We start from the raw sequence: 24,966 nt of genomic DNA, 5'->3' as shown, positions 1-24,966 counted from the left end.
GGATCTGATAGGTGGCGGGGTCTGGCAGCGACGTCATGGCCGTAGGCAGCCCGGTGCCGGTACCGCCATAGAGCGCAAAACTGCTGACACCTGGAATTGGAAGGGGGGCAAAGGCCACCTGATCGGCGGCAACGCGAATCCCGGCCTCGGGCACTTGCGGATCTTGCGCTTGTGCGGACAGGCCAAGGGGCGCCGCGAAGGTAGAGGTAGATACGCCAGGTATCGGGCGTTAGAAGGGCGCGCGCGTCTGCATCGTTTGGGTCCTTGTGTCACAGGGGGTGCCTCAACGCAGGCGGGTCCTGCTGTCTGGTCGCGCGGGCCTTGGTCGACGTATCCTGACCCGCGTGCGGTGAAACCCCGTCCTTGCGCCCTGATGCGACAATGGGGCCGGACGCGGCTGTCAGGCCTGATCGAATGAGGAAATTCTAGTCGGGATGCGTGCTGACTGGCCACAGGCTGTCGCTTGCAAATGGTTTCAATAGCTTGCAGATCGGCTCAACGCGGTTGCCGGAACTCAGGCTTCAGGTCTATGGTGCCTGACCATGTTTTCGCGTGAAAGGTCACCGCCATGCAGGCCCGGGAACGAGCGCCGATCTATACGACCGCTGTATTGGCCGGCCCGGTCTGCGGGATCCTGGGTCTCGATTGGCCCGATGTTCTGGCCCGCGCGGGCATTGTGGCGACACAGCGGAATGACCGGGCATTTCTGGTGGCCGCTGATGCGTATCTTCGCATCTGGAATGCGATGGCTGACTTGTCCGCGCAGCAAGATATGTCGCGGCTTCTGGGTTTGCGCATGGCGGGCGGCCCCGCGATCCCGATTCTCTTCGCGCTCTCGACCGCGCCTGATTTCGAAACCGGAATCAGCCGGATGGCTGCCTTCAAAAGTCTGTTCGGGCCGATGCAATTCATCGTCTCACGGACGCCGACAGAGTTTTCGGTTCGTGTCGCCGCGGATGCCCCGACCGCCTTGTTGCCCGGGTCGTTCAGCAGCCCCCAGATCATCTATCTGCATGCGCAGGCCAACGCATTGGCGCGGCATGCGATGCGGCCCTTGCGGGTTGCGCTTCCCCTGCCGCACGAAGAACGCGTGCGGCTGGCAGAGGTCTTTGGTCAGGTTCCAGTCCATGGTGACGCGACGCTGACCTATGCCAGTGCCGACGCACGCATACCCTTCGTCTCAGACAACCCGGATCTGTGGCACGCGACCGAGGCCGACCTGCAAAGCCAGGCCATGATCCAGTCCAACGGGCTTCCGCTGTCTGACCGGGTTCGTGCGACGATGCTGGAAGCTTTCTCGATCACCGAACCCACGGTCGCCCATGTGTGTGGGCGCCTGAGGCTGAGCCGAAGCACGCTTCTCCGTCGTCTGGACGCGGAGGGACGTTCCTTCCAATCCTTGCTGGATGAAACGCGCAAAGACCTTGCAATACGCTATCTGATCAAGAGCGATCTGAACAACCAGCAGATCGCGCACCTTGTGGGGTATCGGGATCCGAACGCATTCCAGCGTGCCTTCAGGAAATGGACCGGGATGACCCCCCAGGCGCTGCGCGCCACGCGTGTGCATTAGGCGGGCACGTTCCAGATTGTCGGTGTTCCGCCACACAACCTGAAGGTTTTGATCGTGCGGATGCTGCTCTGGACAAGGCGGCATCCCAAGGCGCAAAGCTTGCCGTGTTGAAAGACAAGCTGAAGAGAGGCGCATGCATCAAAGTGCACGACGTCGAAACGTCGCGCAGCGGCGCGGCATCTGGGTGCGATCATTATGGTGGCCGCCCGGAACATAAGCAACCGAAGCACGCATGTTGCTTGGCACAGGGTAAGCCGCTGCCTTTCACTCGGCGATTTGGAAAATCACTCCCCCGCAGTGGTTCCCGGCAATGCGAAGCGCCTGAAGGGCATTGAGCCTTCCTGAAGATCAGGAAGCGTCAGCGAGTCGATCATCAGAATCCAGGTGGTATAGAACCTGCCGAAAACACCGCGCACCCGGCAGGTCTTTTTGTCCGCGCAGTCTTTGCAGCGTTGGTAGGCCCGGCGCGACAGACACGGCAGCGGCGCCATCGGCCCGTCAATCAGGCGCAATACCTCGGCAGGGGAGACCCGCCCGGGGTCTTCTATCATCTCATAGCCGCCGTTGCGCACACGACGGCTGCCGATCAGGCCGGCACGCTTCAGGTCCGGCAAGATGTGTTCGAGGAACCGCTTTGGTGCCCCTGACCGTTCGGTGATCTCTTCAATGCGCAGGGCTGTGGCCGCGCCTGCCTGCGCGTCAGCGAGCACCATGAGCGCCTTGAGCGCATATTCGGTCTTGTGGGTAATCATTTGCCGAATATAGCCTTGGAAACTGACAGTATTGGCACCAATAGTATCAGGTCGCGCGCTGAAAGCGACGCTCAAGCGGCAAACACGATAACGATGATCGCCATTTGCGAGGGGTGTGGCATCTGCCCCGGCGACTGGACTGCAAAGGCCCTGCGCGGCCAGATCGCGGGCAACGAACGCTGCGACCGCTCCGGTCCGGCAAATCCTCGCTTGGAAATTTGCTGTTTCGCACAGAGTGCTGTGGATGCGGTGGCAGGGTGGGGATGCGAAAAGCCCTTCGCGCGCTGCCTGATCCGGGCTCTGGCGCGCGCGAAACTCGAAGGTGCGTTTTCTCACGCCAAACCGCCTTTTTGCCCGTCTTGCCTTAATTTCGGGGCGCCAATCGTTGTAGCCGTCTTTCCGCTTGTCCTTGATGATGCTACCCGTGCGTTGCAACTAGAGCATTCGGGTCACGACAATTGTTGCAGGTCTCGCCCAAAACGGGCGAAAATCACACCATACGAGACAAGAACGCGATGACGGGCTGAGCGGTAGATGGCAGGCATAGATAAAAAACACGATGTTCTCGATGCGTCCCGCCTTTCCGTGGCACCGATGATGGACTGGACGGACCGCCATTGCCGCTACCTGCACCGGCTGATGTCGCGGCGGACGTTGCTCTATACCGAAATGGTCACTGCGCCCGCTCTGGTACGGGGAAATGCGCTGCATTTGTTGGCGCATGACCTGGCAGAGCATCCCGTGGCGCTGCAACTTGGCGGGTCGGACCCTCAGGAGCTGGCGCAGGCGGCGCGGATCGGGGCAGGGGCGGGCTACGCCGAGATCAACCTGAATGTCGGCTGCCCGTCAGACCGGGTGCAATCAGGGTGCTTCGGCGCGGTTTTAATGCGCGATCCCGCGCTCGTGGCGGCGTGCGTCGCTGCCATGCAAGACGCATTGGGCGGGCGCGCCGACGTGACGGTGAAATGCCGCATCGGCGTCGATGACCAGATTCCGACCGAGGTTTTGCCTGCCTTTCTGGAAACCGTCGCCGCCGCTGGGGTCACGCGCTTCATCATCCACGCCCGCAAGGCCTGGTTGCAGGGTCTGTCGCCCAAAGACAACCGCGAGATCCCGCCGCTGGATTACCCGCTGGTCATCGCGATGAAGCACACCTTTCCGCACCTGCACCTGTCGATCAACGGCGGCATTACCACGCTGGATCAGGCGCAGGCGATGCTGGCGGAAGGTCTGGACGGCGTGATGATCGGGCGTGCGGCATATCACACCCCGGGTGAGATCCTGCCGCGCGCCGATCAGGTGATCTTTGGCGCTGCGCCGGGTCTGGACCCGTTTGCGACAGTCGAGGCGATGCGGCCTTATATCGCGGCGCATCTCGCGGGCGGGGGGCGGCTGCACCAGGTGACGCGCCATATGCTGGGGTTGTTTGCGGGCCGTGCCGGCGCGCGCGGCTGGCGGCGCGTGATATCAGAGCGCGCATCACGCGACGGTGCCGGGCTGGAGGTGTTGGACGCCGCGCTGCAATCGCTGCAAGTCGCCGCTTGACGGGGCGCACAGCCGGGGAATCCCCGGTCTGCGCGCCCACGTGTCAGTTTGCCGTCGTCTGGTTGTGCTTGCGCGCGACGTAGGTTTTCGCAGTTTCCACGGCGACTGCCGCATCGCGGCAATAGGCATCGGCCCCGATGGCGCGGCCGAATTCCTCGTTCAGGGGCGCGCCGCCCACCAGCACGATGTAATCGTCGCGGATGCCCTGCGCGATCATCGTGTCGATCACCACTTTCATATAGGGCATCGTCGTGGTCAGCAGCGCGGACATACCCAGGATATCGGGCTGTTCGCTTTCCAGCGCGGCCAGATACTTCTCGACCGAGTTGTTGATGCCAAGGTCCAGCACCTCGAACCCAGCGCCCTCCATCATCATCGCCACAAGGTTTTTACCGATGTCGTGGATATCCCCCTTCACCGTGCCGATCACCATCTTGCCCATCCGTGGCGCGCCGGTTTCAACCAGCAGCGGCTTAAGGATGCTCATACCGCCCTTCATCGCATTGGCGGCCAGCAAGACCTCAGGAACGAAAAGGATGCCGTCGCGGAAGTCATTGCCCACGATCGTCATCCCCGACACCAGCGCCTTGGTCAGGATGTCATACGGTGTCCAGCCGCGTTCCAGCAAGATTGTCACCGCCTCGGTGATTTCTTCCTTCAGGCCGTCATAGAGATCATCCATCATCTGCTGGACAAGATCGTCGTCAGACAGGTCGGCCAGAATGATTTCGTCATCGTCAGACATTGGGTGATCCTTCAGGGGTGAACTTGGTCAGTTTTCGGTCCGACAGGTTAAAACTCAAATAAAGATTGCGCCACAAGCAGGCGATAGACACGCCCGGATGCGACGCCTGCTGCGCCCGGACCGACGCGGCAGGACAGCGGGGCAGGGCGCGCGCTCAGCGCCGTCGCCGGGTGTTGCGCCGGGCGGGTGCGTCGGATTGGTCGCCAGTCCCGTCATTGGCCGACGAGAAGCCGCCCAACACTTCCGTGATGGCGTCCAGCGACGGGCGCGGGCCGTTCGGGCGGGTTTCCAGCGCCTCGCGCATGGCGCGCAGATGCACGGGCATGGTGCCACAGCATCCGCCGATGATCGTTGCGCCGCAATCGCGCGCCAGCACGGCGTATTCGGCCATCAACTCGGGCGTGCCATCGTAATGGATATGCCCGTCTTGATACTTGGGGATGCCCGCGTTGCCCTTGGCGATCAGCGGCCTCTGCGTGCCCTGTGCGGCAAAGCCCAGCACGGTGCGCAGCAGATCCGCCGCGCCCACGCCGCAATTTGCGCCAAAGGCCAGCGGCTTATGCGCCAGCTTATCCACCATCACCGCCATATCGGACGATGTAACACCCATCATGGTGCGCCCGGCGGTGTCGAAGCTCATGGTGCCGCACCAGTCCATCCCGGCCAGCCGCGCGGCCTCGGCCGCCGCCTTGTATTCCTCGGGCGCGGAAATCGTTTCGACCCACAGCACATCGGCGCCACCAGCCTTCAGCCCTTCGGCCTGTTCGTGAAACATCTCGACGGCCAGTTCGTGGGTCAGGGTGCCCATGGGGATCATGATTTCACCGGTCGGGCCTACGGACCCGGCCACGACGACCTTGCGCCCGGAAGCATCTGCGATCTCGCGGCCCAGTTCGGCACCGGCCTTGTTCAGCTCAAACACCCGCGCCTGTGCCTGATGCAGCTTCAACCGGCTCGCGTTGCCGCCGAAGGTGTTGGTCAGGAACAGGTCCGACCCGGCATCGACCGCGCCCCGGTAGAGGTTTCGGATTTTCTCGGGCTCATCAACATTCCACATCTCCGGCGCATCGCCCGAGGAAAGGCCCATGTTGAACAGGTTGGTGCCGGTCGCGCCATCGGCCAGAAGCCAACCGCGGGTTTCCAGAAGTGCGCTGAGTGCGTTGGTCATCGGTTATCCTTAAACAAAACGGGCGGCGCGGTCAGACCACGACACCCGATACGCGCCACTGATATGCCCGCGCAGGGCCTTGGACGCAAATTCATATTCGGCATAAAGGTTATGAGCAGTATTTGAAACAGCCCCCCGCACCCTTCCCTGAAGCGCGAGGGGGGCGCCGCCCAATAAAGTGGCGCGTGTCAGTCCGGTTGAACCATTTCGGCTTTTGCTTCGATCAGGAATTCGGCCATCTTGGCGCGGATCGTCGCTTCATCGGCATGCCCGCCCAGATCGGCGGCAACCTTGCGGAACACATCCTCATGGCCCGCTTCCTCGAAATCGGCGCGGATCACTTCGGACGCATAGGTTTCGGCATCGGCGCCGGTCTTGCCCAGAAGCCCCGCCGCCCAAAGGCCCAGCCGCTTGTTGCGGCGTGCGACCGCCTTGAACTGCATTTCCGCGTCATGGGCATATTTGCTTTCAAAGGCGCGTTCGCGATCGTCAAAGGTGGACATCTGAAACCTCTTTGCTTTGGATAAGGATTGTGTCTCAGATATGGGGGGCTGGGTCGCGCGCCGCAAGTATTTCCGCGCCACAGGCGGGCTTATTTCGGCGCAGACCCGCCCCGCCTTGCGAGGGCGCGCGCCTTGTCGTATAGGGGCGCAACCTTAATGACCGGCAGGCGCGATCCGTGCGCGCCCATTTTCGGAGTAGCCAATGGCACGTCGCACCAAGATTTACGAGGGCAAGGCAAAGATCCTGTATGAAGGCCCCGAACCCGGGACGCTGGTTCAGTACTTCAAGGATGACGCCACCGCCTTCAATGCGGCCAAAAAGGACGTGATCGAGGGCAAGGGGGTGCTGAACAACCGGCTGTCCGAATTCTTCATGACCGGCCTCAACGAACTGGGCGTGCCCACGCATTTCATCCGTCGCATCAACATGCGCGAACAGCTGATCCGCGCTGTAGAGATCATTCCACTGGAAGTCGTCGTGCGCAATATCGCTGCGGGCTCCATTTCCAAACGTCTGGGGATCGAGGAAGGCACCGCGCTGCCGCGGCCCATCGTCGAATTCTACTACAAGGATGACAAGCTGGGCGATCCGCTCGTCTCCGAGGAACATATCCTGGCCTTTGGCTGGGCCAGCCACCAGGACCTGGACGATATGGTCAGCCTGGCGCTGCGGGTGAACGACTTCCTCTCGGGCGTGATGATGGGCGTTGGCATCCGTCTGGTGGATTTCAAGATCGAGATCGGCCGCGTCTTTGAGGGCGATTTCCAGCGCCTGATTGTCGCCGACGAGATCAGCCCCGACAGTTGCCGCTTGTGGGACATCAAAAGCGGCGAGAAGCTGGACAAGGATGTGTTCCGCCGTGATCTGGGCAACCTGACCGACGCCTACGCTGAGGTGGCGCGCCGTCTGGGCGTCATGCCGACCAACGCGACGCCGATCACCAAACCCAAGCTGATGAACTGAAAGGGCCGAGGGCGATGAAAGCGCGTGTATTTGTCATGCTGAAAAACGGCGTTCTGGACCCGCAAGGCGAGGCCGTGCGTCACGCCCTTGGCTCGCTGGGCTTTGACGGGGTCGAAGGGGTGCGCCAGGGCAAGGTGATCGAACTGGATCTGGCCGCAGGCACCACCGAGGATACCGTGCGCCAGATGTGCGAAAAGCTGCTGGCCAATACCGTGATCGAAAGCTACCGCATCGAAATGGCCTGAGGCCCGAGGCGCAACCGGGCTGAACTTGCAGGAGAAATGGCGCGATGAAAGCGGCAGTGATTACCTTCCCCGGGTCGAATTGCGACCGCGATCTGGCTGTGGCGTTTGAAAGCGCGGGTTGGCAGGTCGTGCGCGTGTGGCACAAGGATACCAGCCTGCCCGATGGCGTGGACGTCGTGGGCCTTCCGGGCGGCTTTTCATTCGGCGACTACCTGCGCTGCGGGGCGATTGCCGCGCGCTCGCCCATCGCGCAGGCGGTCGCCGATTTCGCCGGTCGCGGCGGCTATGTGCTGGGCATCTGTAACGGCTTTCAGGTGCTGGTGGAAACCGGCCTGTTGCCCGGCGCGCTGATGCGAAACGCGGGGCTGAAATTCATCTGCAAGACCGTCGAGTTGAACGTGACCAGCGCCGACAGCGCCTTTACCAGCGGCTGGGCTGCGGGCGCGGTGATCCGCGTGCCGATCGCCCATCATGACGGCAATTACACCGTGGATCCCGAAACCATGACCGCGCTGCGCGATCAGGACCGCATCGCACTGCAGTATGTGGATAATCCAAACGGCTCCATGGGCGACATCGCGGGTGTGCTGTCGGAAAACCGCCGCGTGCTGGGCCTGATGCCGCATCCCGAACGCGCGATCAGCCCGCTGCACGGCAGCAGCGACGGGGCTGCCATGTTCCGCAGTTTGGCGGGCGCCCTGGCCATCGCCTGAGGGGCGCGTCTTAGCCCCGTCGGCATATAGGCGCTTTCGCGCCGGGCAGGGGGCGGCTGTGCCCTTGGCCGCTTGAGCCGCCCCGCGATGCGCCGTATTGTGCACCATGGCCCGTTTACCCGACCCTTCAACGCCGCGCGGCGGTATGCTTGGCGTCCCCCTTTGGGGGAGGGCGGTGGTCGGGTTGTTGGTGGTGGTTGCGGCGGCGGTCGTTTGGGTCACCAATGGCTGGCTGACCGACAGCTTCACCGATGCCACGCGCAACCGGGCCGAACTGCGGCTGGTGCTCTATTCGGGCAACATTCAAAGCGAGTTGCAGCGCAACACCGTCGTGCCCCTGCTGCTGGCGCGCGACCCTGATCTGATCGCTGCGCTGCGCGAGGATAACTACGCCACCACCTCGCAACGTCTGATCCAGGTGCAGACGGAAATCGGCGCTGCGGCCATCGAACTTCTGGACCGCAACGGCCGCACCGTGGCTGCCACTGACCGCAACAACTTGGGTGGGGTGCACGCGACCGATCAAAATTTCGTCGATGCGCGCCGCGCCAATGACACGATCTTTTCGGTCCGCGAACGCGACAGCGGCGGCTATGGCTTTGAATTCGCCCGCGCCGTGCGGGCCAACGGCGAGGTTTTGGGCGTCGTTCTGGTGCAGGTGGATCTGGCGAAATTCGAACGCTCCTGGGCGGGGTTCGCCGATGCTGTGGCGCTGCTGGACAGTGAAGGCACCATCGTGCTGGCCACCGAACCACGCTGGCGCGGCCGGTCGATGGAAGAGGCGCTGTCGGTGCGCGACGCGCCATCCGCCATTGCGCGCGCGCTGCGCGCCACGGCGGATTGGTCGCAGACGCCGCCCGATGCCTTCGTGCGCGGCGAGGCTGTGCTGCGGTCCGAGGCGCGGGTGCCGTTCCGGGGCTGGCGCCTGATCTCGTTCACGCGCTACGATTCGGTGCGCGAGCAGGTGAACGGCGTGCTGGCGCTGGTCATCATGGGGTTTGCTCTGCTGCTGACGCTGACCTTCTACCTTGTTTCACGCCGCGCCTGGTCGCAATCGGCGCTTTTCCAGCGCGAATCCGCCGAATTGCGCGCGCTGAACGCGCGGTTGCAGCGCGAGATTGCCGCGCGCGAAAAGGTGCAGCAAGACCTCGCCGTCGCTGAACAGACGCTGGAACAATCGTCGAAACTGGCTTCGCTGGGCGAGATGTCGGCCTCGGTCAGTCATGAGCTGAACCAGCCGCTGGCCGCGATGAAAACCTATCTTGCGGGCGCGCGGTTGCTTCTGAAGCGCCGCCGGGTCGATGAGGCGCTGGCCGCCTTCAAGCGCGTCGATGACCTGATCGACCGGATGGCCGCGATCGCGCGGCAGTTGAAATCCTATGCGCGCAAGGCGGGTGAGGCCTTTGCGCCGGTGGATTTCCGCGATTGCGTCGCCGCCGCACTGGCCATGATGGAGCCGCAGTTGAAAGCCAACCGCGTGCTGGTCAGCCGCACCCTGCCGCGCACGCCGGTGATGGTGATGGCCGACCGCCTGCGGCTGGAACAGGTCATCATCAACCTGATCCGCAATGCGATCGACGCGACCCAGGGCGTGAACGCGCCGCAGCTTGATATCCTGATCTCGCAGGGCGATACCGTCACCCTGACGGTGCGCGACAACGGCACGGGCATCACTGATCTGGACAAGATGTTCGAGCCGTTCTTCACCACCAAGAAACCCGGCGAAGGGGTGGGGCTGGGCCTTGCGATCTCGTCAGGGATCGTATCAGACCACGGCGGGCGACTGACCGCGCAGAACGCAAGCGCGGGGGGGGCTGTATTCGAGGTGCAGCTTCCCATATTAACCCCTGTGAAGGCTGCCGCCGAATAAGCGGCGCAAAAGACATGACAAATAGACAGGAACACCAATGACACAGGCGCTGCGCGTTGCCATCGTGGATGACGAACAGGACATGCGGCAGTCCATCAGCCAATGGCTGTCGCTGTCGGGCTTTGAAACCGTGACCTATGCCAGCGCCGAAGAGGCGTTGCGCCATCTGGGGCCCGATTTTGGCGGCGTGGTGCTGTCAGACATCCGCATGCCGGGCATGGATGGCATGGCGCTGCTCAAACGCCTGATCTCGGGCGACAGCGGGTTGCCGGTCATCATGATTACCGGGCATGGCGATGTGCCCATGGCGGTCGAGGCGATGCGGATGGGGGCCTTCGACTTCCTGGAAAAACCGTTTGACCCCGAAAAGATGACCGGCCTTGTGCGCCGTGCCCTGAAGGCCCGTGCGGCGACGTTGGACAACCGCGCGCTGCGGCAGGAACTGGCGGATGGCGGCACGTTGATGCGCCGTCTGGTGGGCAAGTCCGAGGTGATGGAACACCTGCGCGATGACATTCTGGACCTTGGGCAGGCCGATGGCCATGTGCTCATCGACGGGGAAACCGGCACCGGCAAGACGCTGGTGGCCCATGCGCTGCATGCCGTGGGGCCGCGCGCGGGGCGGCGGTTCGTCAGTGTCTCGCTGGCGGGGCAGGACGATGACGCGCTGGCCGCCCAGTTGTTCGGCCCGGCGCCCGATGGCGGCGTGCTGCCCCTGGTCGAGGAAGCGCGCGGCGGCACCCTGTGTCTGGAGCATATCGAGGCGATCAGCCCCGCGCTTCAGGCCCGCCTTCTGGCCTTCATCAACGACCAGGCGGGCCCCTCGGCGACGCGGATCATCGCGATCTGCAACGATCACATGCCTGACCGCACGCTGGAGGATGCGCTGCGCCCCGACCTTTTCTTCCGCTTGGCCGCGCTTAAGATCACCCTGCCGCCGCTGCGCGCGCGGGGTGAGGATATTCTGGCGCTGTTCACCAGTTACGGTCAGGAATATGCCGAGGAATATGGTTGCGCCCCGCCCACCGTCACCGCGCAGGAGGCCGCCCAATTGTTGCAGGCGCCCTGGCCCGGCAATGTGCGCCAGCTTATCAACATCGCCGAACGCGCGGTCTTGCAATCGCGCCGCGAGGGCGGGTCGATCATGTCGCTGATCATGGCCGACAACGAGGCCGCGGGCAGCGCCACCACCACCGAAGGCAAGCCGCTGAAGGATTATGTCGAGGCGTTCGAGCGGATGCTGATCGACAATACGATGCGGCGGCACAAGGGTTCTATCGTTGCGGTGATGGAAGAGCTTTGCCTGCCGCGCCGCACATTGAACGAGAAGATGGCGAAATACGGTCTGACACGCTCGGACTACGTCTGACGCGGCGCGGGGGCTGCGCCGCGCGAAAGGGCAGGGGGCATTGTGCCCCACATCTGCCCTGACGCCCCCTGCACGCGTCTTGCGTGCATTGTACGGAAAAAGAGCATTGTCTTTTGTCCCTCGGTCCGCTTATGGTCAGGATACGTCGTTTGTGACCAAACTGTTGCAAACCGCCGGATTTCGCTGTGCCGATCCCGGGGCGCGTAGGGCATAGATCGCCCATTGCTCCGCCGGAACAGATGGATTGGCCGCTTGGCCGAAGGCCCTTGGCGCGAATTTCGCACCGGGCATAATTGTAGCCGACCCTGCATCTGCAGGGTTGATGAGAGAACGCGATGAAGGGCCAGGAGCAAAGATGTCAGACCGATGCGGCGATGCGTAAAGCATTGATCCCGCATGGTATGATACCTGCCCGCGCCCCCACCACCGCCCCAACACGTCACCCGCCCTGCATGGTTTCCGCGCCCGGTCTCGCACCGGCTCGGGTCAGGCCGCTCGGGTGCATTGAGAGAACATGGCCAATAAAATGCTTATCGATGCCACCCACGCCGAGGAAACTCGGGTCGTGGTGGTCAACGGAACCAAGGTCGAGGAATTCGACTTTGAAACCGCCAATCGCCGCCAGCTAGCCGGCAACATCTACCTCGCCAAGGTAACGCGGGTCGAACCGTCGCTGCAGGCGGCATTTGTGGACTACGGCGGGAACCGGCACGGGTTTCTGGCGTTCAACGAAATCCACCCGGATTATTACCAGATCCCCACCGCCGACCGTCAGGCCCTGCTGGCCGAGGAACGCGAACTTGCCCGCGCGCAAGATGAGGAAGAAGCGAAGCCGCGCCGCTCGGTGCAGCGCCGTCGCAGCCGCCCCAAGGCCGAAGCTGTTGGCGATGCGGACGCGGTAGATACGCGCGAAATCAATGGCATGGACATCATCGACCTCGAGGGTGACGCCGCAAGCGCGGTCGATGGCGCGCCGCAGTCCGCTGCGGACACGGCGGCCAGCGACCAGCCTGACACCGATTACCCCGATGCCCCGGATGCTGAGGCCGAGGCGCCGTATGTCGCCGCCGACCATGCCACCGAAAACGACGATCAGATCGAATCCGTTGCCGACGACGATGTGTCCGACGAGGTGCGACCGCCACGTAAGGCGCGCGCCAAACGCTACAAGATCCAGGAGGTCGTGAAGGTCCGCCAGATCATGCTGGTGCAGGTCGTCAAGGAAGAGCGCGGCAACAAGGGCGCTGCGCTGACCACCTACCTGTCGCTGGCCGGGCGCTATTGCGTCTTGATGCCCAACACCGCGCGCGGCGGCGGGATCAGCCGCAAGATTACCAATGTCGCTGACCGCAAGAAGCTGAAGGACATCGCTTCGACCATCGAAGTGCCCGAAGGCGCGGGGCTGATCATCCGTACCGCCGGGTCGCAGCGTACCAAGCCTGAGATCAAGCGCGACTATGAATACCTGTTCCGCCTTTGGGAACAGATCCGCGAATTGACGCTGAAATCCATTGCCCCCGCGCCAATCTATGCCGAGGGCGACCTGATCAAGCGCACGATCCGCGATCTTTATTCCCGCGATATCGAAGAGGTTCTGGTCGAGGGGGTCGAAGGGTACCGCACCGCCAAGGACTTCATGAAGATGATCATGCCGTCCCACGCCAAGAATGTGAAGCAATACACCGACACGATGCCGCTGTTCGCGCGCCATCAGGTCGAAAGCTACCTTTCGGGCATGTTCAACCCGACGGTGCAGCTGAAATCTGGCGGGTATATCGTTATCGGCATCACCGAGGCGCTGGTCGCGATCGACATCAACTCTGGCCGCGCCACCAAGGAAGGCTCGATCGAGGAAACCGCCCTCAAGACGAACCTTGAAGCTGCCGAGGAAATCGCGCGCCAGTTGCGGCTGCGCGATCTGGCCGGGCTGATTGTGATCGACTTCATCGACATGGAAGAGCGTCGCAATAACGCCGCCGTCGAGAAGATGTTGAAAGACAAGCTGAAAACCGACCGTGCCCGCATCCAGGTGGGCCGTATCTCGGGGTTTGGGCTTTTGGAAATGTCGCGCCAACGGCTGCGCCCCGGTATGCTGGAAGCCACGACCCAGCCTTGCCCGCATTGCCACGGCACCGGGCTGATCCGGTCGGATGACAGCCTCGGCCTGTCGATCCTGCGGCAACTGGAAGAGGAAGGCACGCGCAACCGCTCGCGCGAGGTTCTGGTCAAAGCGCCGGTCGGGATCGTCAATTTCTTGATGAACCAGAAGCGCGAGCATATCGCGCAGATCGAGCTGCGCTATGGCATGGCAATCCGGTTGGAGGCCGACCCGATGCTGGTCAGCCCCGATTTCGTGATGGAGAAGTTCAAGACAGCGACGCGCGTGGTTGCGCCGGTCGCGCCTGCGGTGGTGTCGGTGGATATGACCGATATGCCGGAACTGGATGAAGATGACATCGCGGATGATGTGGCGGATGAGGATGAAGCTCAGCCTGCGGCAGCGCAGCCTGCCGCCCAGCCCGCCGCGCGCGCCGAGAATGGCGATGAAGGGCCGCGCAAGAAGCGCCGTCGGCGTCGGCGTCGGCGCGGGGCCAATGGCGGTGATGAGGGGTCTTCGGATCAAAACACCGCCGATCACAACACCCAAGATGCCGCAGATGGGGCAGAGCAGCCACAACCGGCGGCTGCTGCCGCACCCGAAGCGGCACCTGCCGCCGCAGCCGATGACAATGCGGCCGTGACGGCAGCCGTGGATGCGGAAGTCGGCGCCGATACGGACGCCAAGCCCGCGCGCAAACGGGTGCGCAAGCGCAAGCCCGCAGGTGCCGTGGCCGATGCCGGGGCAGACGCGCCCAATGCAGCAGATGCGCCCTCGGCCCCGGCCGATGCGCCTGCGGCAACCGATGCGGCACCCGCCGCCGCCCCGGAGGCAGCCGAGAAGCCGAAGCCCAAACCGCGCCGTAGCCGGAAGAAACCCGTCGCCGCTGAAGATGCGGTCGCTGCCGAAACGCCGGTCGCGGTCAATGCGCCCGTGACCGAGGTGACGGTTTCCCCGACCGAATCTGACACGGCGCAGGCCGAGGTCGCTGCGGTGGCAGATGTAAGCAACCTTGCCGTCGCAACCGATGCCGTGGATGCGCAGGTCGCACCCACTGCCGCCGAACCTGTGGTGGCGGACACGGCGCCGCAGCAAATCGTCGCCGCAGCTTTCGAGCCTGCGCAGGCGGAAACGCTGGTGCAGCGTGAGGTTGTCGGACAAAGCCAGCCCGATGGTGATGCAGAGCCTTCGGTCGCTGCACCGGCCAGCCCGGCACCCGAGGCGGCGGCGCCCGAGAATCCCTCGGAGGCCGAAACTGCCGATGCCTCTGGTCGCGATGAGACTGCTACTGATGACGCTGGCACTAATGAAGCTGGTACCGATGACACGGGCACGGCAAAACCGCGCAAGCGGGGGTGGTGGTCGTTGGGGCGCTGATGAGTGCGGGCCGGGCTGGCTGAGGCCAGCCGGGTCCGGCCATGCGTGGCCCTCGACGGCTGTTTTTTGCTAAAGTTGTTTTTAGTCAGATGGTTAGGTCGATGCGGCGCTTGGCGCGGCATTCCTTGAAACGGTACACGACAAACGGGCGCTGAACGTGGTTCAGCGCCCGCTTTAATGCGCGCCGGGGCGTGGCACGGCGGCCATGAGCATTGGCCGACCGTCGCCTGATTGTCGCGCAGGGCCGGGTGTCGCTACCGCGACAGCCCATGACGCCTTTGGCGCTGGACGCTGCGGGCGCGTTCAGCGCAGGCGCTTTGCCATCATGCCGGGGCGCGCTGCCGTTTGGGCATGTCGCGGCCATGCGCGCATGGCTTTAGCACAGATCGTCAAAGGCGCATTCTGCGCTGTGACTGGCGCGCCTTCGGCGCTGGTATTACGGTCCGCCTTCGGCGTGACCTGTCCCGGCCTTCTGCCGGAATGTCGCAGGCGCTGCCACGATGACGTGACCAAGCGCTTCATGAAGTTGTACCCGCTGCGTGCTAAGATATGGTAAATGCGCGGGCGATGGCTGCAGTTTGCAGGCGGATTGGCTGTATCCAACTGCGCCGCAGCCGCCCGATGGGCAGAAAATGCCGTGATTTCAGTTGTGAGGCCCTGCATGTTCGGTGTCGATATTTTTGATGCAACGCTGCTTCTGGCGGTTTCGATCGCGCTTGGGGCGGGGGTTTTGTCGTTCCTGTCGCCCTGCGTGCTGCCAATTGTCCCGCCATACCTTGCCTATATGGGCGGGATTTCCATGCAGGAATTCACCGAAACGGGCGAAAGGTCGCGCAAGGCGATTTTGCCAGCGGTGTTTTTCGTCATGGGGCTGTCCACGGTTTTCCTGCTGCTGGGCTTTACCGCATCCACCATGGGCAACCTTTTTCTGCGCAATCAGGATCTGTTTTCCAAGATTTCAGGCGTGGTTGTCATCATCTTCGGTCTTCATTTCATTGGTGTTTTTCGAATCCCGCTGTTGATGCGCGATGTGCGGGTCGATGCGGGGGACAAGGGCGGCTCGGCGCTTGGCGCTTATGTGCTGGGGCTGGCTTTTGCCTTTGGTTGGACGCCGTGCATCGGGCCGGTGCTGGGGATGATTCTGTCGATGGCGGCGGCCGAGGCGACGGTGACGCGCGGTACGCTGCTGCTTGGGGTCTATGCGCTGGGGCTGGGGTTGCCGTTCTTGCTGGCGGCGATCTTTGTGCAGCGGTCCATGTCATTGATGAACAAGCTTAAACCGCACATGGCGCTGATCGAGAAGATCATGGGCGGGCTGCTTCTGATCGTGGGGATCGCGCTGGTCACGGGGGCGTTTTCGGCCTTCAGCTGGTGGCTGCTGGAGGCGTTTCCGGCGCTGTCGCGTATCGGTTAACGGCGCGAAAAGGGCCGGAAAACCGCGTCTGGAAACAGTATGGAATCGGTATGGATTCGATACATACGCGCGGTGCGGCAGTGTCGCGTTAACGTCTCCACGCGCGGGCAGTGGCGGCGGCACTGCCGTCAGGATTCCGGAGCAGCTTTGGGGCCAGATTCGCGACAGGAGTAGGGGAACGATCCGGGGCAGGGACCCTGGGTCCAGACGTTCGCGCGATTGGTCAAGCGGCCGAATCCCAAGGTGTACCCGCAACGTGTGCGGGACACGTCACAGACACCCCGCACACCCTGAAATGCCGCGTTTGCAACGCTGGACTGGTAATATTATTTTACCATCGTGCCCGTGACGTGACGTTTAATTGCGGAACCGTTGGTAAAAACACTTGGCAACGCGGCAATGCCCAGCCATTCTGAGCTTGCGCTTAACGGCGCCAAGTCTGCCGCCGGTCAAGGCGACATGACACCAAACATAATGGGGGGGAGACCCAGATGAACAAACTTTTGACGACGACAGCCGTCTGCGCAGCGATGTTTGCAGGCAGCGTTCAGGCGCAGGAAAACTGGAACCTGCAATCGACCTATCCGGGGTCGCTGACGCAGCTTGGCACGCTGGGCATTCGCATCGCGGATCAGATCACCCGTATCACCGACGGCGACATCAACGTCGATTTCCAGGAGCCCGGCGCGATCGTGCCTGCGCTGGAAGTCTTTGACGCGGTCGGCACGGGCGCGGTCGAGGCCGGTTGGTCCACGCCGGGTTATTGGGCGGGCCGGGTGCCTGCGCTGCAACTGTTGGCCGCGGTGCCGTTCGGGCCGCAAGCGGGCGAGTACCTGGCCTGGGTAAAGTTCGGCGGCGGCAAGGAGCTGTTCGATGAGCTTTATGAGCCGCACAACATCAAGGGCATCCACTGTGCCATCATCGCGCCCGAGGCCGCCGGCTGGTTCCGCAACCCGATCAACGAACCGGGCGATCTTCAGGGCCTGACCATGCGCTTCTTCGGTCTTGGCGCGAAGGTCATGGAGAAGATGGGCGTGTCCACGCAGCTTCTGGCCGGTGGCGACATCTTCCCCGCGCTGGAACTTGGCACGATTGACGCGACCGAATTCTCCATGCCCGCGATCGACCTGAGCCTTGGGTTCTATCAGGTGGCGTCGGAATACTACTTCCCCGGCTGGCACCAGCAATCGACGCTGTTCGATCTGATGATCAACCTGGATCTGTGGGAAAGCCTGGACGAATCGACCCAGTTCAAGATCGAGACGGTGTGCGACGCGAACATTGCGTACGGTCTGGCCGAGGGTGAGGCGCTGCAATTCGACGCGCTGGCCGAGCTTGAAGCCAACGGCGTGAACATCAACACGCTGTCCCCCTCGATCCTGGAAGCGCTGGAAGCGGCATGGCTGGAAGTGGCGGCAGAGGAATCTGCTGCAGATGCCGATTTCGCACGGACCTATGAAAGCTACACGACGTTCCGCGAAAACTACAGCCGCTGGGGCGAACTGGGCTATCTCGAGTAAACCGTTTTCGGTTAGATTGCGATCAGGGCACCCCCCGGCGGGGGTGCCCTTCCGCACGCACCGGACGCGCAAGCTGTCGGTGTGCCGCGAAACTCACGCGTGTTCCGCGCCTGCGATGGCGCGCCATGCCACAGTCGGAGTTTGCTGATGGGGTCCGTGTTTTCCATCCTCTCGATACTTGCGTCGTCCGTGCTGGTCATCTTGCCCGAATCTTCGCCGCAGATGTTCTATGTGCTGGTGGCGATCCTTGCCAGCTATGGTGTTGCGGCGTTCTTGCGCGGCAATCCGGGGCTGTTTGCCGCTGCGGTGCTGCTGGGCTGGTTCGCGATCATGATCGTGGCGCCGTTCTCGCTGACCGACCGGCAGGCCAATGCCCTGGCCCGTGTCGCGCGGCGCGGCGATGAAGAGGCGCAGGCCCTGCTGGATTTCTACGCGACGCTGGCGCCTTTCGCCCTGTGGCTGCAAGTGGCGATTGCCGTGCTGTTGCTGGTGTTGTTCATCATCGGGACACGGCGCGCGCCGGTGGGGGCGCATCGGTACATGATGGATGCCAGCAATGGCTTGCAGGCTTTCGTGGAGCGGGTGGGCATCGCGGCGGCGCTGTTGTTTGTGCCGATGATGTTGATCATCGTCTATGACGTGTTGCAGCGCAAATACCTGGGCTTTGATCCCGGCTTCACCAATACAGAATGGTACAAGATCTTCACCTCGACCAAGTTGCAGGAGATGGAGTGGCATCTGCACGGCGCGCTGTTCCTGATGACGCTGGGCTATGGCTATGTGAAGGATTCCCATGTGCGCATCGAGCTGGTGCGCGACATGCTGCGCCCGCGCACCCGTGTCTGGATCGAGCTTCTGGGCGCGATCCTGTTCATGGTGCCCTATTGCTATGTCATCATGCAATATGGGTCGGAGATGGCGATCCGGTCGTATGACATCGGCGAAAGCTCGGCCGCGCAGACCGGGCTGGACCATCGTTTCATCATCAAGAGTTTGCTGCCGCTGGGCTTTACCCTGCTGGCGCTGGCGGGCATGTCGGTGGCGCTGAAATGCGTGGTCTATCTGTTTGGCCCCCCCTCTCTGCGGGAGGAATCGGGTTTCTATGCCGGGACGCAACATGCCATTGCCCCGGTCAAAGCCGCCTGAGCCTGATCGCAGCCGCGTCGCGTGCCCTTCCATGCACGCGACAGGCTGACACTTGTTGATACCGCATGTTCGGGAAGCGAAAAATCGGGTCCCCCTTTTTCGCAACATGCTTCAAAGGACGCAGAGATAATGGAATTTTTCGTGGAATACCTGCCGATCCTGATGTTCGGGGCCTTGGCGATATTGCTGTTCACCGGCTATCCGGTGGCCTTCATCCTGGGCGGGGTCGCGCTGGGTTTCGCCGTACTGGGCGACGTGTTCGGCAGTTTCCGGCTGACGCAGCTGACGTTGATCCCGCTGCGGATCTTTGGCGGCACGGTAGAGAACCTGGTGCTGGTGGCGATTCCGATGTTCACCTTCATGGGCACGATGCTGGAGAAATCAGGGGCGGCGCGCGACCTGCTTTATGCGCTTCAGGTGCTGACGCGGCGGGTGCCGGGCGGGCTGGCGCTGTCGGTGACCTTGATGGGCACGATCATGGCGGCGACGACCGGCATCATCGGCGCGTCGGTGGTGATGATGACGCTGATGGCGCTGCCGGTGATGATGGAGCGGAATTACAACATTCCGCTGGCCACCGGCACGATCGCGTCATCGGGGACGCTGGGCATCTTGATCCCGCCGTCGATCATGCTGGTCATCATGTCGGATCTGTTGTCGGTGCCGGTGGGCACGGTGTTCGTCGCTGCGGTGATGCCGGGGCTTCTGATCGCGCTGTTCTACCTGATCTACATCTTCATCCTGTGCCGGTTGAAGCCCGAGTTGGCCCCGCCGATGCCCGAGGATATCGGCCCCGGCACGCGGGGCGAGTTCTGGGCGATGATCGCGCGGTCCTTCCTGCCGCCGATCTTCCTGATCGCGCTGGTTCTGGGGTCGATCTTTGCGGGTTTCGCCACGCCGACGGAAGCGGCGGGCGTGGGGGCTGCGGGCTCGGTCTTGCTGGCGTGGTTCAACAAGCAACTGACCTGGGCGGTGTTCGTTGACGTCTGCAAACGGTCTGCCCTGACGGGCGCGATGCTGTTTGGCATCTTCGTGGGCGCCACGGCCTTTGCCTTCGTGTTCCGCACGCTGGGCGGTGAGCATCTGATCGTCGAGTTCATCCAGAACAACGGGGTTGGCCCCTGGTCCATCCTGTTCGTGCTGATGGCGATGGTGTTCTTGCTGGGCTTCTTCTTTGACTGGATCGAGATCACGCTGATCGTGCTGCCGATCTTTGCGCCCATCGTGGGCCTGTTGGATTTCGGGGGGCATGTCGGCCAATGGGACGGCGTAAGCCAGCCGATCATCATCTGGTTCCTGATCCTGGTGGCGGTGAACCTGCAAACCAGCTTCTTGACGCCACCGTTCGGCTTTGCGCTGTTCTACATGAAAGGCGTCGCCCCGCCCGAGGTGAAGATCCAGCAGATCTACAAGGGGATCATCCCGTTCGTGATGCTGCAGCTTGCGGGGTTGGGGATGTGTCTGGCCTTCCCGGCCGTGGTGCTGTGGTTCCCCAGTTTCGTGCTGGGCTGACGGGCCAGAGATTGCGCCGCAGTCTGGGCTTCGGTCTGGGCCTCGGTCTGGGCCTGATGCGGGCCTGAAACGGGGCACCTGAGGTATGAATCGCCCGGCCGAGACAGGCCGGGCGATGACGCGCCAAAGGGGGGGCCGCACCCGTGTAGCGCTTCGCCCCCCTTTGCCGGGGCGCATTTATTGCAATGACAGGTGCGCGGCGCCGGGGGCAAAATGCGCCCATTCTTGCCTGCGTGCCCAAGACGGGGCCTTTCACGATGTTCTTTGATCCGCTGCTTTACACCTTCGTGTTTCTGGGCCTGTTTTCCCCCGGGCCGAATGTCATCATGCTGACGGCATCGGGCGCGCGGTTCGGTTTTGTGCGCAGCCTGCCGCATCTGTTCGGCGTGGTGCTGGGGGTGGGGATCACGGCGGGGATCACGGCGTTTGGCGTTGGCGCGCTGATCCTGGCCAATCCCGGGCTGGCGATGGTGCTGCGCGTGCTGGCGGCGGCCTGGATCGTCTATATGGCGTGGAATTACTTCAAGGCGACACGCGGCCCCCGGGCCGAGGTGGATGACGCGGGCCAGCCGATGCGGTTCTGGCAGGCGGTTTTATTCCAGTGGATCAACCCCAAGGTCTGGGCAATCGCCTTTGCGGCATCCGCCGGCTACGGCGCGGGCTGGCCTGCGCTGTGGGAGGGCGCGCGGCTGGGCGTGGCGTTCAGCGGCGTGAACCTGGGCGTCTGCCTGTTCTGGACCAGCGCGGGGGCATTGCTGACAACGCTGCTGACCTCGCCCCTGCGGTGGAAGATCTTCATGCGGATCATGGCGGCGCTGCTGGCGCTGTCGGCGCTGATGGTGTTCCGGTGACGCTTTGCTGAAAGCGCCCAGATATGCGCCCTGACTTGCGCCCAGATCTGCGCGCGCGCGGCAGGTCGTAACGCAACGTCGCGCTGTGTTGCGGGGCGCGCGACCCACTTGACCCGACTCAGGCGGGCCGTTAGTTTTATTGAACGGGCGTTCAATAAACCTTGGGGAGGGGTCGGCGATGTTCACCGCATCCATGCGATTTGATCTGGGCGAAGACATCGGCGCGCTGCGCGATATGGTGCACCGCTGGGCGCAGGAGCGGGTAAAACCCATCGCCGCCGACGTGGACCGCACCAACCATTTCCCCCCCGAATTGTGGGCCGAAATGGGCGATCTGGGCCTGTTGGGCATCACCGTGTCCGAGGAATTCGGCGGCGCGGGCATGGGCTATCTGGCGCATACCGTGGCGGTGGAGGAAATCGCGCGGGCCTCGGCCTCGGTCGCGCTGTCGTATGGGGCGCATTCCAACCTGTGCGTGAACCAGATCAGCCTGAACGGCACCCAAGCACAGAAAGAAAAATACCTGCCCGGGCTGGTTTCCGGCGCGCATGTCGGCGCGCTGGCGATGTCCGAGGCGGGTGCAGGCAGCGACGTCGTGGGCATGCGCCTGCGGGCCGAGCGGCGCAACGACCGCTACGTCCTGAACGGTACGAAATACTGGATCACCAACGGGCCGGATGCCGATACGCTGGTGGTGTATGCAAAGACCGACCCCGACGCCGGGTCGCGCGGGATCACGGCCTTCCTGATCGAAAAATCCATGGCGGGCTTTTCGACCAGCGCGCATTTCGACAAGCTGGGCATGCGGGGTTCGAACACGGCAGAGCTGGTGTTCGAGGATGTCGAAGTGCCGTTCGAAAATGTGCTGGGCGAGGAAGGGCGCGGCGTGCGCGTGCTGATGTCCGGCCTTGATTATGAGCGCGTGGTGCTGTCGGGCATCGGCACCGGCATCATGGCCGCCTGTCTGGATGAGATCATGCCCTACATGACCGAGCGCAAGCAGTTCGGCCAGCGCATCGGGGATTTCCAACTGATGCAGGGCAAGATCGCCGATATGTACACCAAGATGAATTCGGCCCGGGCCTATGTCTATGAGGTCGCGAAGGCCTGCGACCGGGGCGATGTGACCCGGCAGGATGCGGCGGCCTGTGTGCTCTATGCCTCGGAAGAGGCGATGGTGGTCGCGCATCAGGCGGTGCAGGCGATGGGCGGCGCGGGCTTCATGAACGACAGCCCCGTCAGCCGGATGTTCCGCGATGCGAAGTTGATGGAGATCGGCGCGGGCACGTCCGAGATCCGCCGGATGCTGGTAGGCCGCGAGATGATGGGGGCGATGGGATGACACCGGCCTTGGGGATTTCAGGCGGGGCGGTATTGGCGGCGTTGCTGCTGGCAGCCCCCGCGCAGGCGCAAGATATTGCGTTCAACCCGGTGCTGCTGGCGAATTGCGTGGCGCATGCCGGGGACGGGGCGGAATGTATCGGGCTGGCGGCGAAAGCGTGCATGGAAAGCACCGAGGGCGGCTATTCCACCTATGGCATGAACGCGTGCACCGATGCCGAGGTGCAATGGTGGGACGCGCGGCTGAACGTGTCATACAGCGACCTGATGGCGAAAGAGCGCGCGCGCGATGCCGAAGCGTTCGACCCCGACCGCCCGTCCGGTGCCGATGCCCTGCGCGACATGCAGCGGGCGTGGATCGCGTTTCGTGACCGCAGTTGCGAATATGCCGCGCTGGACTGGTTCGGCGGCACCGGGGCCAGCACGATCTATGTCGGCTGTCTGCTGGACCTGACTGCGCGGCAGACGCTGATGCTGGACCTGGCGCTGAGGCCGATGTGATGCGGCGGGTGGCACCCCTGATTGCGCTGGCGGATCGCGGCTGCGGCGCGGCCTTGCGCGCCAAAGCCGGGGCGCGCGGCGCGGGCGTCATGGCCATGGCTGTAGTGCCGCAGCCGGGGTGCCTGTGATGCTGCGCCCGGCCAGCAGTTATCGCGCCCTGCGCGACGGGTTCCGGTGGAACCTGCCGCCCCGCCTCAACATGGCGCGGCAGGCGTGTTTCGACCGCGCGGCGGCAGAGCCCGGGGGCCTCGCGCTGATTGATCTGACGGGCGAGACCCGGGTGGATCTGAGTTTCGGTGATCTGGCCGGGATGGCGCATGGGTTGGCGCGGCATCTGGCGGGCGCGGGCGTCGGCCCCGGCGACCGGGTGGCGGTGTTTCGCACGCAAAGCCCGTGGACGGCGGCGGCGCATCTGGCGGTGTGGCAATTGGGCGCGATCTCGGTCCCGTTGTTCAAGTTGTTCGGCCCCGATGCCTTGCGCGTCCGGCTGGGCGACAGTGGCGCGCGCCATGTGGTCTGCGACGCCGAAGGGGCGGGCGCGTTGGGGGGCCTTTCGCTGCCCCTGCATGTGCCCGAGGATCTGACGCTGGAGCGCGCGCCATTCCCCATCGCCGACACCGGGCCAGAGGATCCGGCGGTGTTGATCTATACCTCGGGCACCACAGGGGCACCGAAGGGCGCGCTGCATGGCCACCTGGTGCTGACCGGGCATCTGCCGGGGGTAGAGGTCAGCCATGATTATCTGGGCCAGCCGGGCGATTGCCTCTGGACGCCCGCCGACTGGGCCTGGATTGGCGGTCTGTTCGACGTGCTGATGCCGGGGTTGGCGCTGGGGGTGCCGGTGGTGGCCGCGCGTTTGCCGAAGTTTACCAGCGCCGCGTGTCTCAAGGTGATCCGCGCGGGGACGGTGCGCAACGTGTTCTTTCCGCCGACCGCGCTGAAGATGCTGCGCGCCGATGGGGTGCGGCTCCCGGGCCTGCGCTCGGTCGCGTCGGGGGGGGAACCTTTGGGCGCGCAGATGCTGGACTGGGGGCGCGGGGCGTTCGGGCTGACGATCAACGAGTTCTACGGCCAGACCGAATGCAACATGGTGGCCAGCAGTTGCGCGGGGCTGTTTGTCACGCGGCCGGGCTGCATCGGGCGCGCGGTGCCGGGGTTTGAGCTGGCGGTGCTCGACGACACCGGGCAGCCGGTCGCGGATGCCGAGGGCGAGGTTGCGGTGGCGCGCGGCGCGGCCTCGATGATGCTGGGGTATTGGCAGAACGCGGCGGCGACGGCGGAAAAGTTCCGGGGCGACTGGATGCTGACCGGCGACCGGGGCATCTGGGACGGGCCGGATCTGCGCTTTGTGGGGCGCGAGGATGATGTGATCAGCAGCGCGGGCTACCGGATTGGCCCGTCAGAGATCGAGGATTGCCTGATCCGCCACGCATCGGTCAGCATGGCCGCCGTGGTCGGCAAACCCTGCGCGCTGCGGGGGCAGGCGGTGGTGGCTTATGTGGTGCTGTCGCCGGGGCACACCGGCGATGAAGCCTTGGCGCAGGCATTGAAAGCCCATGTCGGGCGCAACCTGTCGCACCATCTGACCCCGCGCGAAGTGACGTTTGTGGACAGCCTGCCGATGACGGTGACGGGCAAGATCATCCGGCGCGCGTTGAAGGCGCGGGCTATGGCTGAGGCGGGCGATGCCGACGATGCCCTTGATGAAGGAAAGACACCGTGAAACTAAGCTCTGCCATCCTGACCGGGTCTGACACGT

The 24,966-nt window shown here is 63.6% G+C and carries 22 protein-coding genes; 17 read left to right on the top strand and 5 right to left on the bottom strand.

Going from position 1 to position 24,966, the window contains the following annotated elements; translation table 11 throughout:
- Positions 1-568 precede the first annotated feature (568 nt).
- Positions 569-1,573 carry a helix-turn-helix transcriptional regulator gene (locus H9529_RS04570; protein WP_092889294.1) on the top strand — a complete coding sequence of 335 codons (1,005 nt, stop codon included), beginning with the start codon at positions 569-571 and terminating at the stop codon, positions 1,571-1,573.
- Between the two features lie 284 nt (positions 1,574-1,857).
- Here H9529_RS04570 and H9529_RS04565 read toward each other — a convergent pair whose 3' ends face one another.
- Positions 1,858-2,325: an RrF2 family transcriptional regulator gene (locus H9529_RS04565; RefSeq protein WP_092889297.1), complete on the bottom strand. Its 468-nt coding sequence runs from the start codon at positions 2,323-2,325 to the stop codon at positions 1,858-1,860.
- A 534-nt stretch (positions 2,326-2,859) separates the two neighbouring features.
- Between H9529_RS04565 and dusA the strand changes: the two genes are divergently transcribed.
- A complete protein-coding gene (gene dusA, locus H9529_RS04560) occupies positions 2,860-3,870 on the top strand; it encodes a tRNA dihydrouridine(20/20a) synthase DusA (protein WP_092889300.1) in 1,011 nt (336 codons plus the stop codon).
- A gap of 43 nt (positions 3,871-3,913) precedes the next feature.
- On the opposite strand, the gene H9529_RS04555 is transcribed toward dusA, so the two are convergent.
- The 3 genes from H9529_RS04555 to H9529_RS04545 form a co-directional block, all read right to left on the bottom strand.
- The gene (locus H9529_RS04555; RefSeq protein WP_092889303.1) at positions 3,914-4,615 is read right to left on the bottom strand and encodes a corrinoid protein; all 702 of its coding nucleotides are present in this window, start codon (positions 4,613-4,615) and stop codon (positions 3,914-3,916) included.
- Positions 4,616-4,769: 154 nt separating this feature from the next.
- Positions 4,770-5,783: a betaine--homocysteine S-methyltransferase gene (gene bmt, locus H9529_RS04550; protein WP_092889306.1), complete on the bottom strand. Its 1,014-nt coding sequence runs from the start codon at positions 5,781-5,783 to the stop codon at positions 4,770-4,772.
- A 188-nt stretch (positions 5,784-5,971) separates the two neighbouring features.
- Complete coding sequence (locus tag H9529_RS04545; RefSeq protein WP_092889309.1) at positions 5,972-6,286, bottom strand: DUF1476 domain-containing protein; 315 nt, start codon at positions 6,284-6,286, stop codon at positions 5,972-5,974.
- A 202-nt stretch (positions 6,287-6,488) separates the two neighbouring features.
- Here H9529_RS04545 and purC point away from each other — a divergent pair, with 202 nt between their 5' ends.
- The 6 genes from purC to H9529_RS04515 all read left to right on the top strand — a co-directional run bounded on the left by purC (position 6,489) and on the right by H9529_RS04515 (position 14,922).
- Positions 6,489-7,250: a phosphoribosylaminoimidazolesuccinocarboxamide synthase gene (gene purC, locus H9529_RS04540; RefSeq protein WP_092889312.1), complete on the top strand. Its 762-nt coding sequence runs from the start codon at positions 6,489-6,491 to the stop codon at positions 7,248-7,250.
- Between the two features lie 14 nt (positions 7,251-7,264).
- Positions 7,265-7,495, top strand: coding sequence for a phosphoribosylformylglycinamidine synthase subunit PurS (purS, locus tag H9529_RS04535; RefSeq protein WP_092889315.1), 231 nt, complete (start codon positions 7,265-7,267; stop codon positions 7,493-7,495).
- Positions 7,496-7,539: 44 nt separating this feature from the next.
- Complete coding sequence (gene purQ / locus H9529_RS04530) at positions 7,540-8,208, top strand: phosphoribosylformylglycinamidine synthase subunit PurQ (RefSeq protein WP_092889318.1); 669 nt, start codon at positions 7,540-7,542, stop codon at positions 8,206-8,208.
- A gap of 145 nt (positions 8,209-8,353) precedes the next feature.
- Positions 8,354-10,078, top strand: coding sequence for a sensor histidine kinase (locus tag H9529_RS04525; RefSeq protein ID WP_223814351.1), 1,725 nt, complete (start codon positions 8,354-8,356; stop codon positions 10,076-10,078).
- Between the two features lie 37 nt (positions 10,079-10,115).
- The gene (locus tag H9529_RS04520) at positions 10,116-11,447 is read left to right on the top strand and encodes a sigma-54-dependent transcriptional regulator (protein ID WP_092889324.1); all 1,332 of its coding nucleotides are present in this window, start codon (positions 10,116-10,118) and stop codon (positions 11,445-11,447) included.
- 514 nt (positions 11,448-11,961) lie between these two features.
- Complete coding sequence (locus H9529_RS04515) at positions 11,962-14,922, top strand: Rne/Rng family ribonuclease (protein ID WP_092889327.1); 2,961 nt, start codon at positions 11,962-11,964, stop codon at positions 14,920-14,922.
- Positions 14,923-15,007: 85 nt separating this feature from the next.
- Here H9529_RS04515 and H9529_RS20615 read toward each other — a convergent pair whose 3' ends face one another.
- Positions 15,008-15,286, bottom strand: coding sequence for a hypothetical protein (locus H9529_RS20615; protein WP_223814294.1), 279 nt, complete (start codon positions 15,284-15,286; stop codon positions 15,008-15,010).
- Between the two features lie 297 nt (positions 15,287-15,583).
- Here H9529_RS20615 and H9529_RS04505 point away from each other — a divergent pair, with 297 nt between their 5' ends.
- The 9 genes from H9529_RS04505 (at position 15,584) to H9529_RS04470 (ending at position 24,930) form a co-directional block, all read left to right on the top strand.
- Positions 15,584-16,336 (top strand): cytochrome c biogenesis CcdA family protein, encoded by a 753-nt coding sequence (locus H9529_RS04505; protein WP_092889330.1) that lies wholly within the window; start codon positions 15,584-15,586, stop codon positions 16,334-16,336.
- Positions 16,337-16,827: 491 nt separating this feature from the next.
- A complete protein-coding gene (locus tag H9529_RS04500; protein ID WP_092889333.1) occupies positions 16,828-17,856 on the top strand; it encodes a TRAP transporter substrate-binding protein in 1,029 nt (342 codons plus the stop codon).
- 147 nt (positions 17,857-18,003) lie between these two features.
- Complete coding sequence (locus tag H9529_RS20610; protein WP_218132144.1) at positions 18,004-19,002, top strand: TRAP transporter small permease subunit; 999 nt, start codon at positions 18,004-18,006, stop codon at positions 19,000-19,002.
- Positions 19,003-19,131: 129 nt separating this feature from the next.
- Positions 19,132-20,514 carry a TRAP transporter large permease gene (locus H9529_RS04490; protein WP_092889336.1) on the top strand — a complete coding sequence of 461 codons (1,383 nt, stop codon included), beginning with the start codon at positions 19,132-19,134 and terminating at the stop codon, positions 20,512-20,514.
- Between the two features lie 257 nt (positions 20,515-20,771).
- A complete protein-coding gene (locus H9529_RS04485; RefSeq protein WP_092889859.1) occupies positions 20,772-21,365 on the top strand; it encodes a LysE family translocator in 594 nt (197 codons plus the stop codon).
- 178 nt (positions 21,366-21,543) lie between these two features.
- Positions 21,544-22,707: an isovaleryl-CoA dehydrogenase gene (locus H9529_RS04480; protein ID WP_092889339.1), complete on the top strand. Its 1,164-nt coding sequence runs from the start codon at positions 21,544-21,546 to the stop codon at positions 22,705-22,707.
- Positions 22,704-23,207, top strand: coding sequence for a lysozyme inhibitor LprI family protein (locus H9529_RS04475; protein WP_092889342.1), 504 nt, complete (start codon positions 22,704-22,706; stop codon positions 23,205-23,207). Before H9529_RS04480 ends, H9529_RS04475 begins: the two co-directional genes overlap by 4 nt.
- Positions 23,207-23,335: a hypothetical protein gene (locus H9529_RS21065; RefSeq protein ID WP_256327052.1), complete on the top strand. Its 129-nt coding sequence runs from the start codon at positions 23,207-23,209 to the stop codon at positions 23,333-23,335. The genes H9529_RS04475 and H9529_RS21065 overlap by 1 nt, the downstream gene beginning before the upstream one ends.
- Positions 23,335-24,930: an AMP-binding protein gene (locus H9529_RS04470; protein ID WP_092889345.1), complete on the top strand. Its 1,596-nt coding sequence runs from the start codon at positions 23,335-23,337 to the stop codon at positions 24,928-24,930. Before H9529_RS21065 ends, H9529_RS04470 begins: the two co-directional genes overlap by 1 nt.
- The last annotated feature ends 36 nt before the right edge of the window (positions 24,931-24,966 follow it).

This window comes from Roseicitreum antarcticum, from assembly GCF_014681765.1.
In the GTDB taxonomy this organism is placed as follows: Bacteria; Pseudomonadota; Alphaproteobacteria; order Rhodobacterales; family Rhodobacteraceae; genus Roseicitreum; species Roseicitreum antarcticum.
The sequence above is the reverse complement of the archived record's forward strand: the minus strand, read 5'-3'. Positions and strand labels throughout refer to the sequence as shown.

Bases quoted from the DNA above. Each gene is read 5' to 3' on its own strand.
- purS (WP_092889315.1), top strand. From the start codon at position 7,265: ATGAAAGCGCGTGTATTTGTCATGCTGAAAAACGGCGTTCTGGACCCG.
- bmt (WP_092889306.1), bottom strand. From the start codon at position 5,783: ATGACCAACGCACTCAGCGCACTTCTGGAAACCCGCGGTTGGCTTCTG.
- H9529_RS04555 (WP_092889303.1), bottom strand. From the start codon at position 4,615: ATGTCTGACGATGACGAAATCATTCTGGCCGACCTGTCTGACGACGAT.
- H9529_RS04485 (WP_092889859.1), top strand. From the start codon at position 20,772: ATGTTCTTTGATCCGCTGCTTTACACCTTCGTGTTTCTGGGCCTGTTT.
- H9529_RS04500 (WP_092889333.1), top strand. From the start codon at position 16,828: ATGAACAAACTTTTGACGACGACAGCCGTCTGCGCAGCGATGTTTGCA.
- H9529_RS04525 (WP_223814351.1), top strand. From the start codon at position 8,354: ATGCTTGGCGTCCCCCTTTGGGGGAGGGCGGTGGTCGGGTTGTTGGTG.
- H9529_RS04475 (WP_092889342.1), top strand. From the start codon at position 22,704: ATGACACCGGCCTTGGGGATTTCAGGCGGGGCGGTATTGGCGGCGTTG.
- H9529_RS04565 (WP_092889297.1), bottom strand. From the start codon at position 2,325: ATGATTACCCACAAGACCGAATATGCGCTCAAGGCGCTCATGGTGCTC.
- H9529_RS21065 (WP_256327052.1), top strand. From the start codon at position 23,207: ATGCGGCGGGTGGCACCCCTGATTGCGCTGGCGGATCGCGGCTGCGGC.
- H9529_RS04515 (WP_092889327.1), top strand. From the start codon at position 11,962: ATGGCCAATAAAATGCTTATCGATGCCACCCACGCCGAGGAAACTCGG.
- H9529_RS20615 (WP_223814294.1), bottom strand. From the start codon at position 15,286: ATGGCCGCGACATGCCCAAACGGCAGCGCGCCCCGGCATGATGGCAAA.
- purQ (WP_092889318.1), top strand. From the start codon at position 7,540: ATGAAAGCGGCAGTGATTACCTTCCCCGGGTCGAATTGCGACCGCGAT.
- purC (WP_092889312.1), top strand. From the start codon at position 6,489: ATGGCACGTCGCACCAAGATTTACGAGGGCAAGGCAAAGATCCTGTAT.
- H9529_RS04490 (WP_092889336.1), top strand. From the start codon at position 19,132: ATGGAATTTTTCGTGGAATACCTGCCGATCCTGATGTTCGGGGCCTTG.
- H9529_RS04520 (WP_092889324.1), top strand. From the start codon at position 10,116: ATGACACAGGCGCTGCGCGTTGCCATCGTGGATGACGAACAGGACATG.
- H9529_RS20610 (WP_218132144.1), top strand. From the start codon at position 18,004: ATGGGGTCCGTGTTTTCCATCCTCTCGATACTTGCGTCGTCCGTGCTG.
- H9529_RS04570 (WP_092889294.1), top strand. From the start codon at position 569: ATGCAGGCCCGGGAACGAGCGCCGATCTATACGACCGCTGTATTGGCC.
- H9529_RS04480 (WP_092889339.1), top strand. From the start codon at position 21,544: ATGTTCACCGCATCCATGCGATTTGATCTGGGCGAAGACATCGGCGCG.
- H9529_RS04505 (WP_092889330.1), top strand. From the start codon at position 15,584: ATGTTCGGTGTCGATATTTTTGATGCAACGCTGCTTCTGGCGGTTTCG.
- H9529_RS04470 (WP_092889345.1), top strand. From the start codon at position 23,335: ATGCTGCGCCCGGCCAGCAGTTATCGCGCCCTGCGCGACGGGTTCCGG.
- dusA (WP_092889300.1), top strand. From the start codon at position 2,860: ATGGCAGGCATAGATAAAAAACACGATGTTCTCGATGCGTCCCGCCTT.
- H9529_RS04545 (WP_092889309.1), bottom strand. From the start codon at position 6,286: ATGTCCACCTTTGACGATCGCGAACGCGCCTTTGAAAGCAAATATGCC.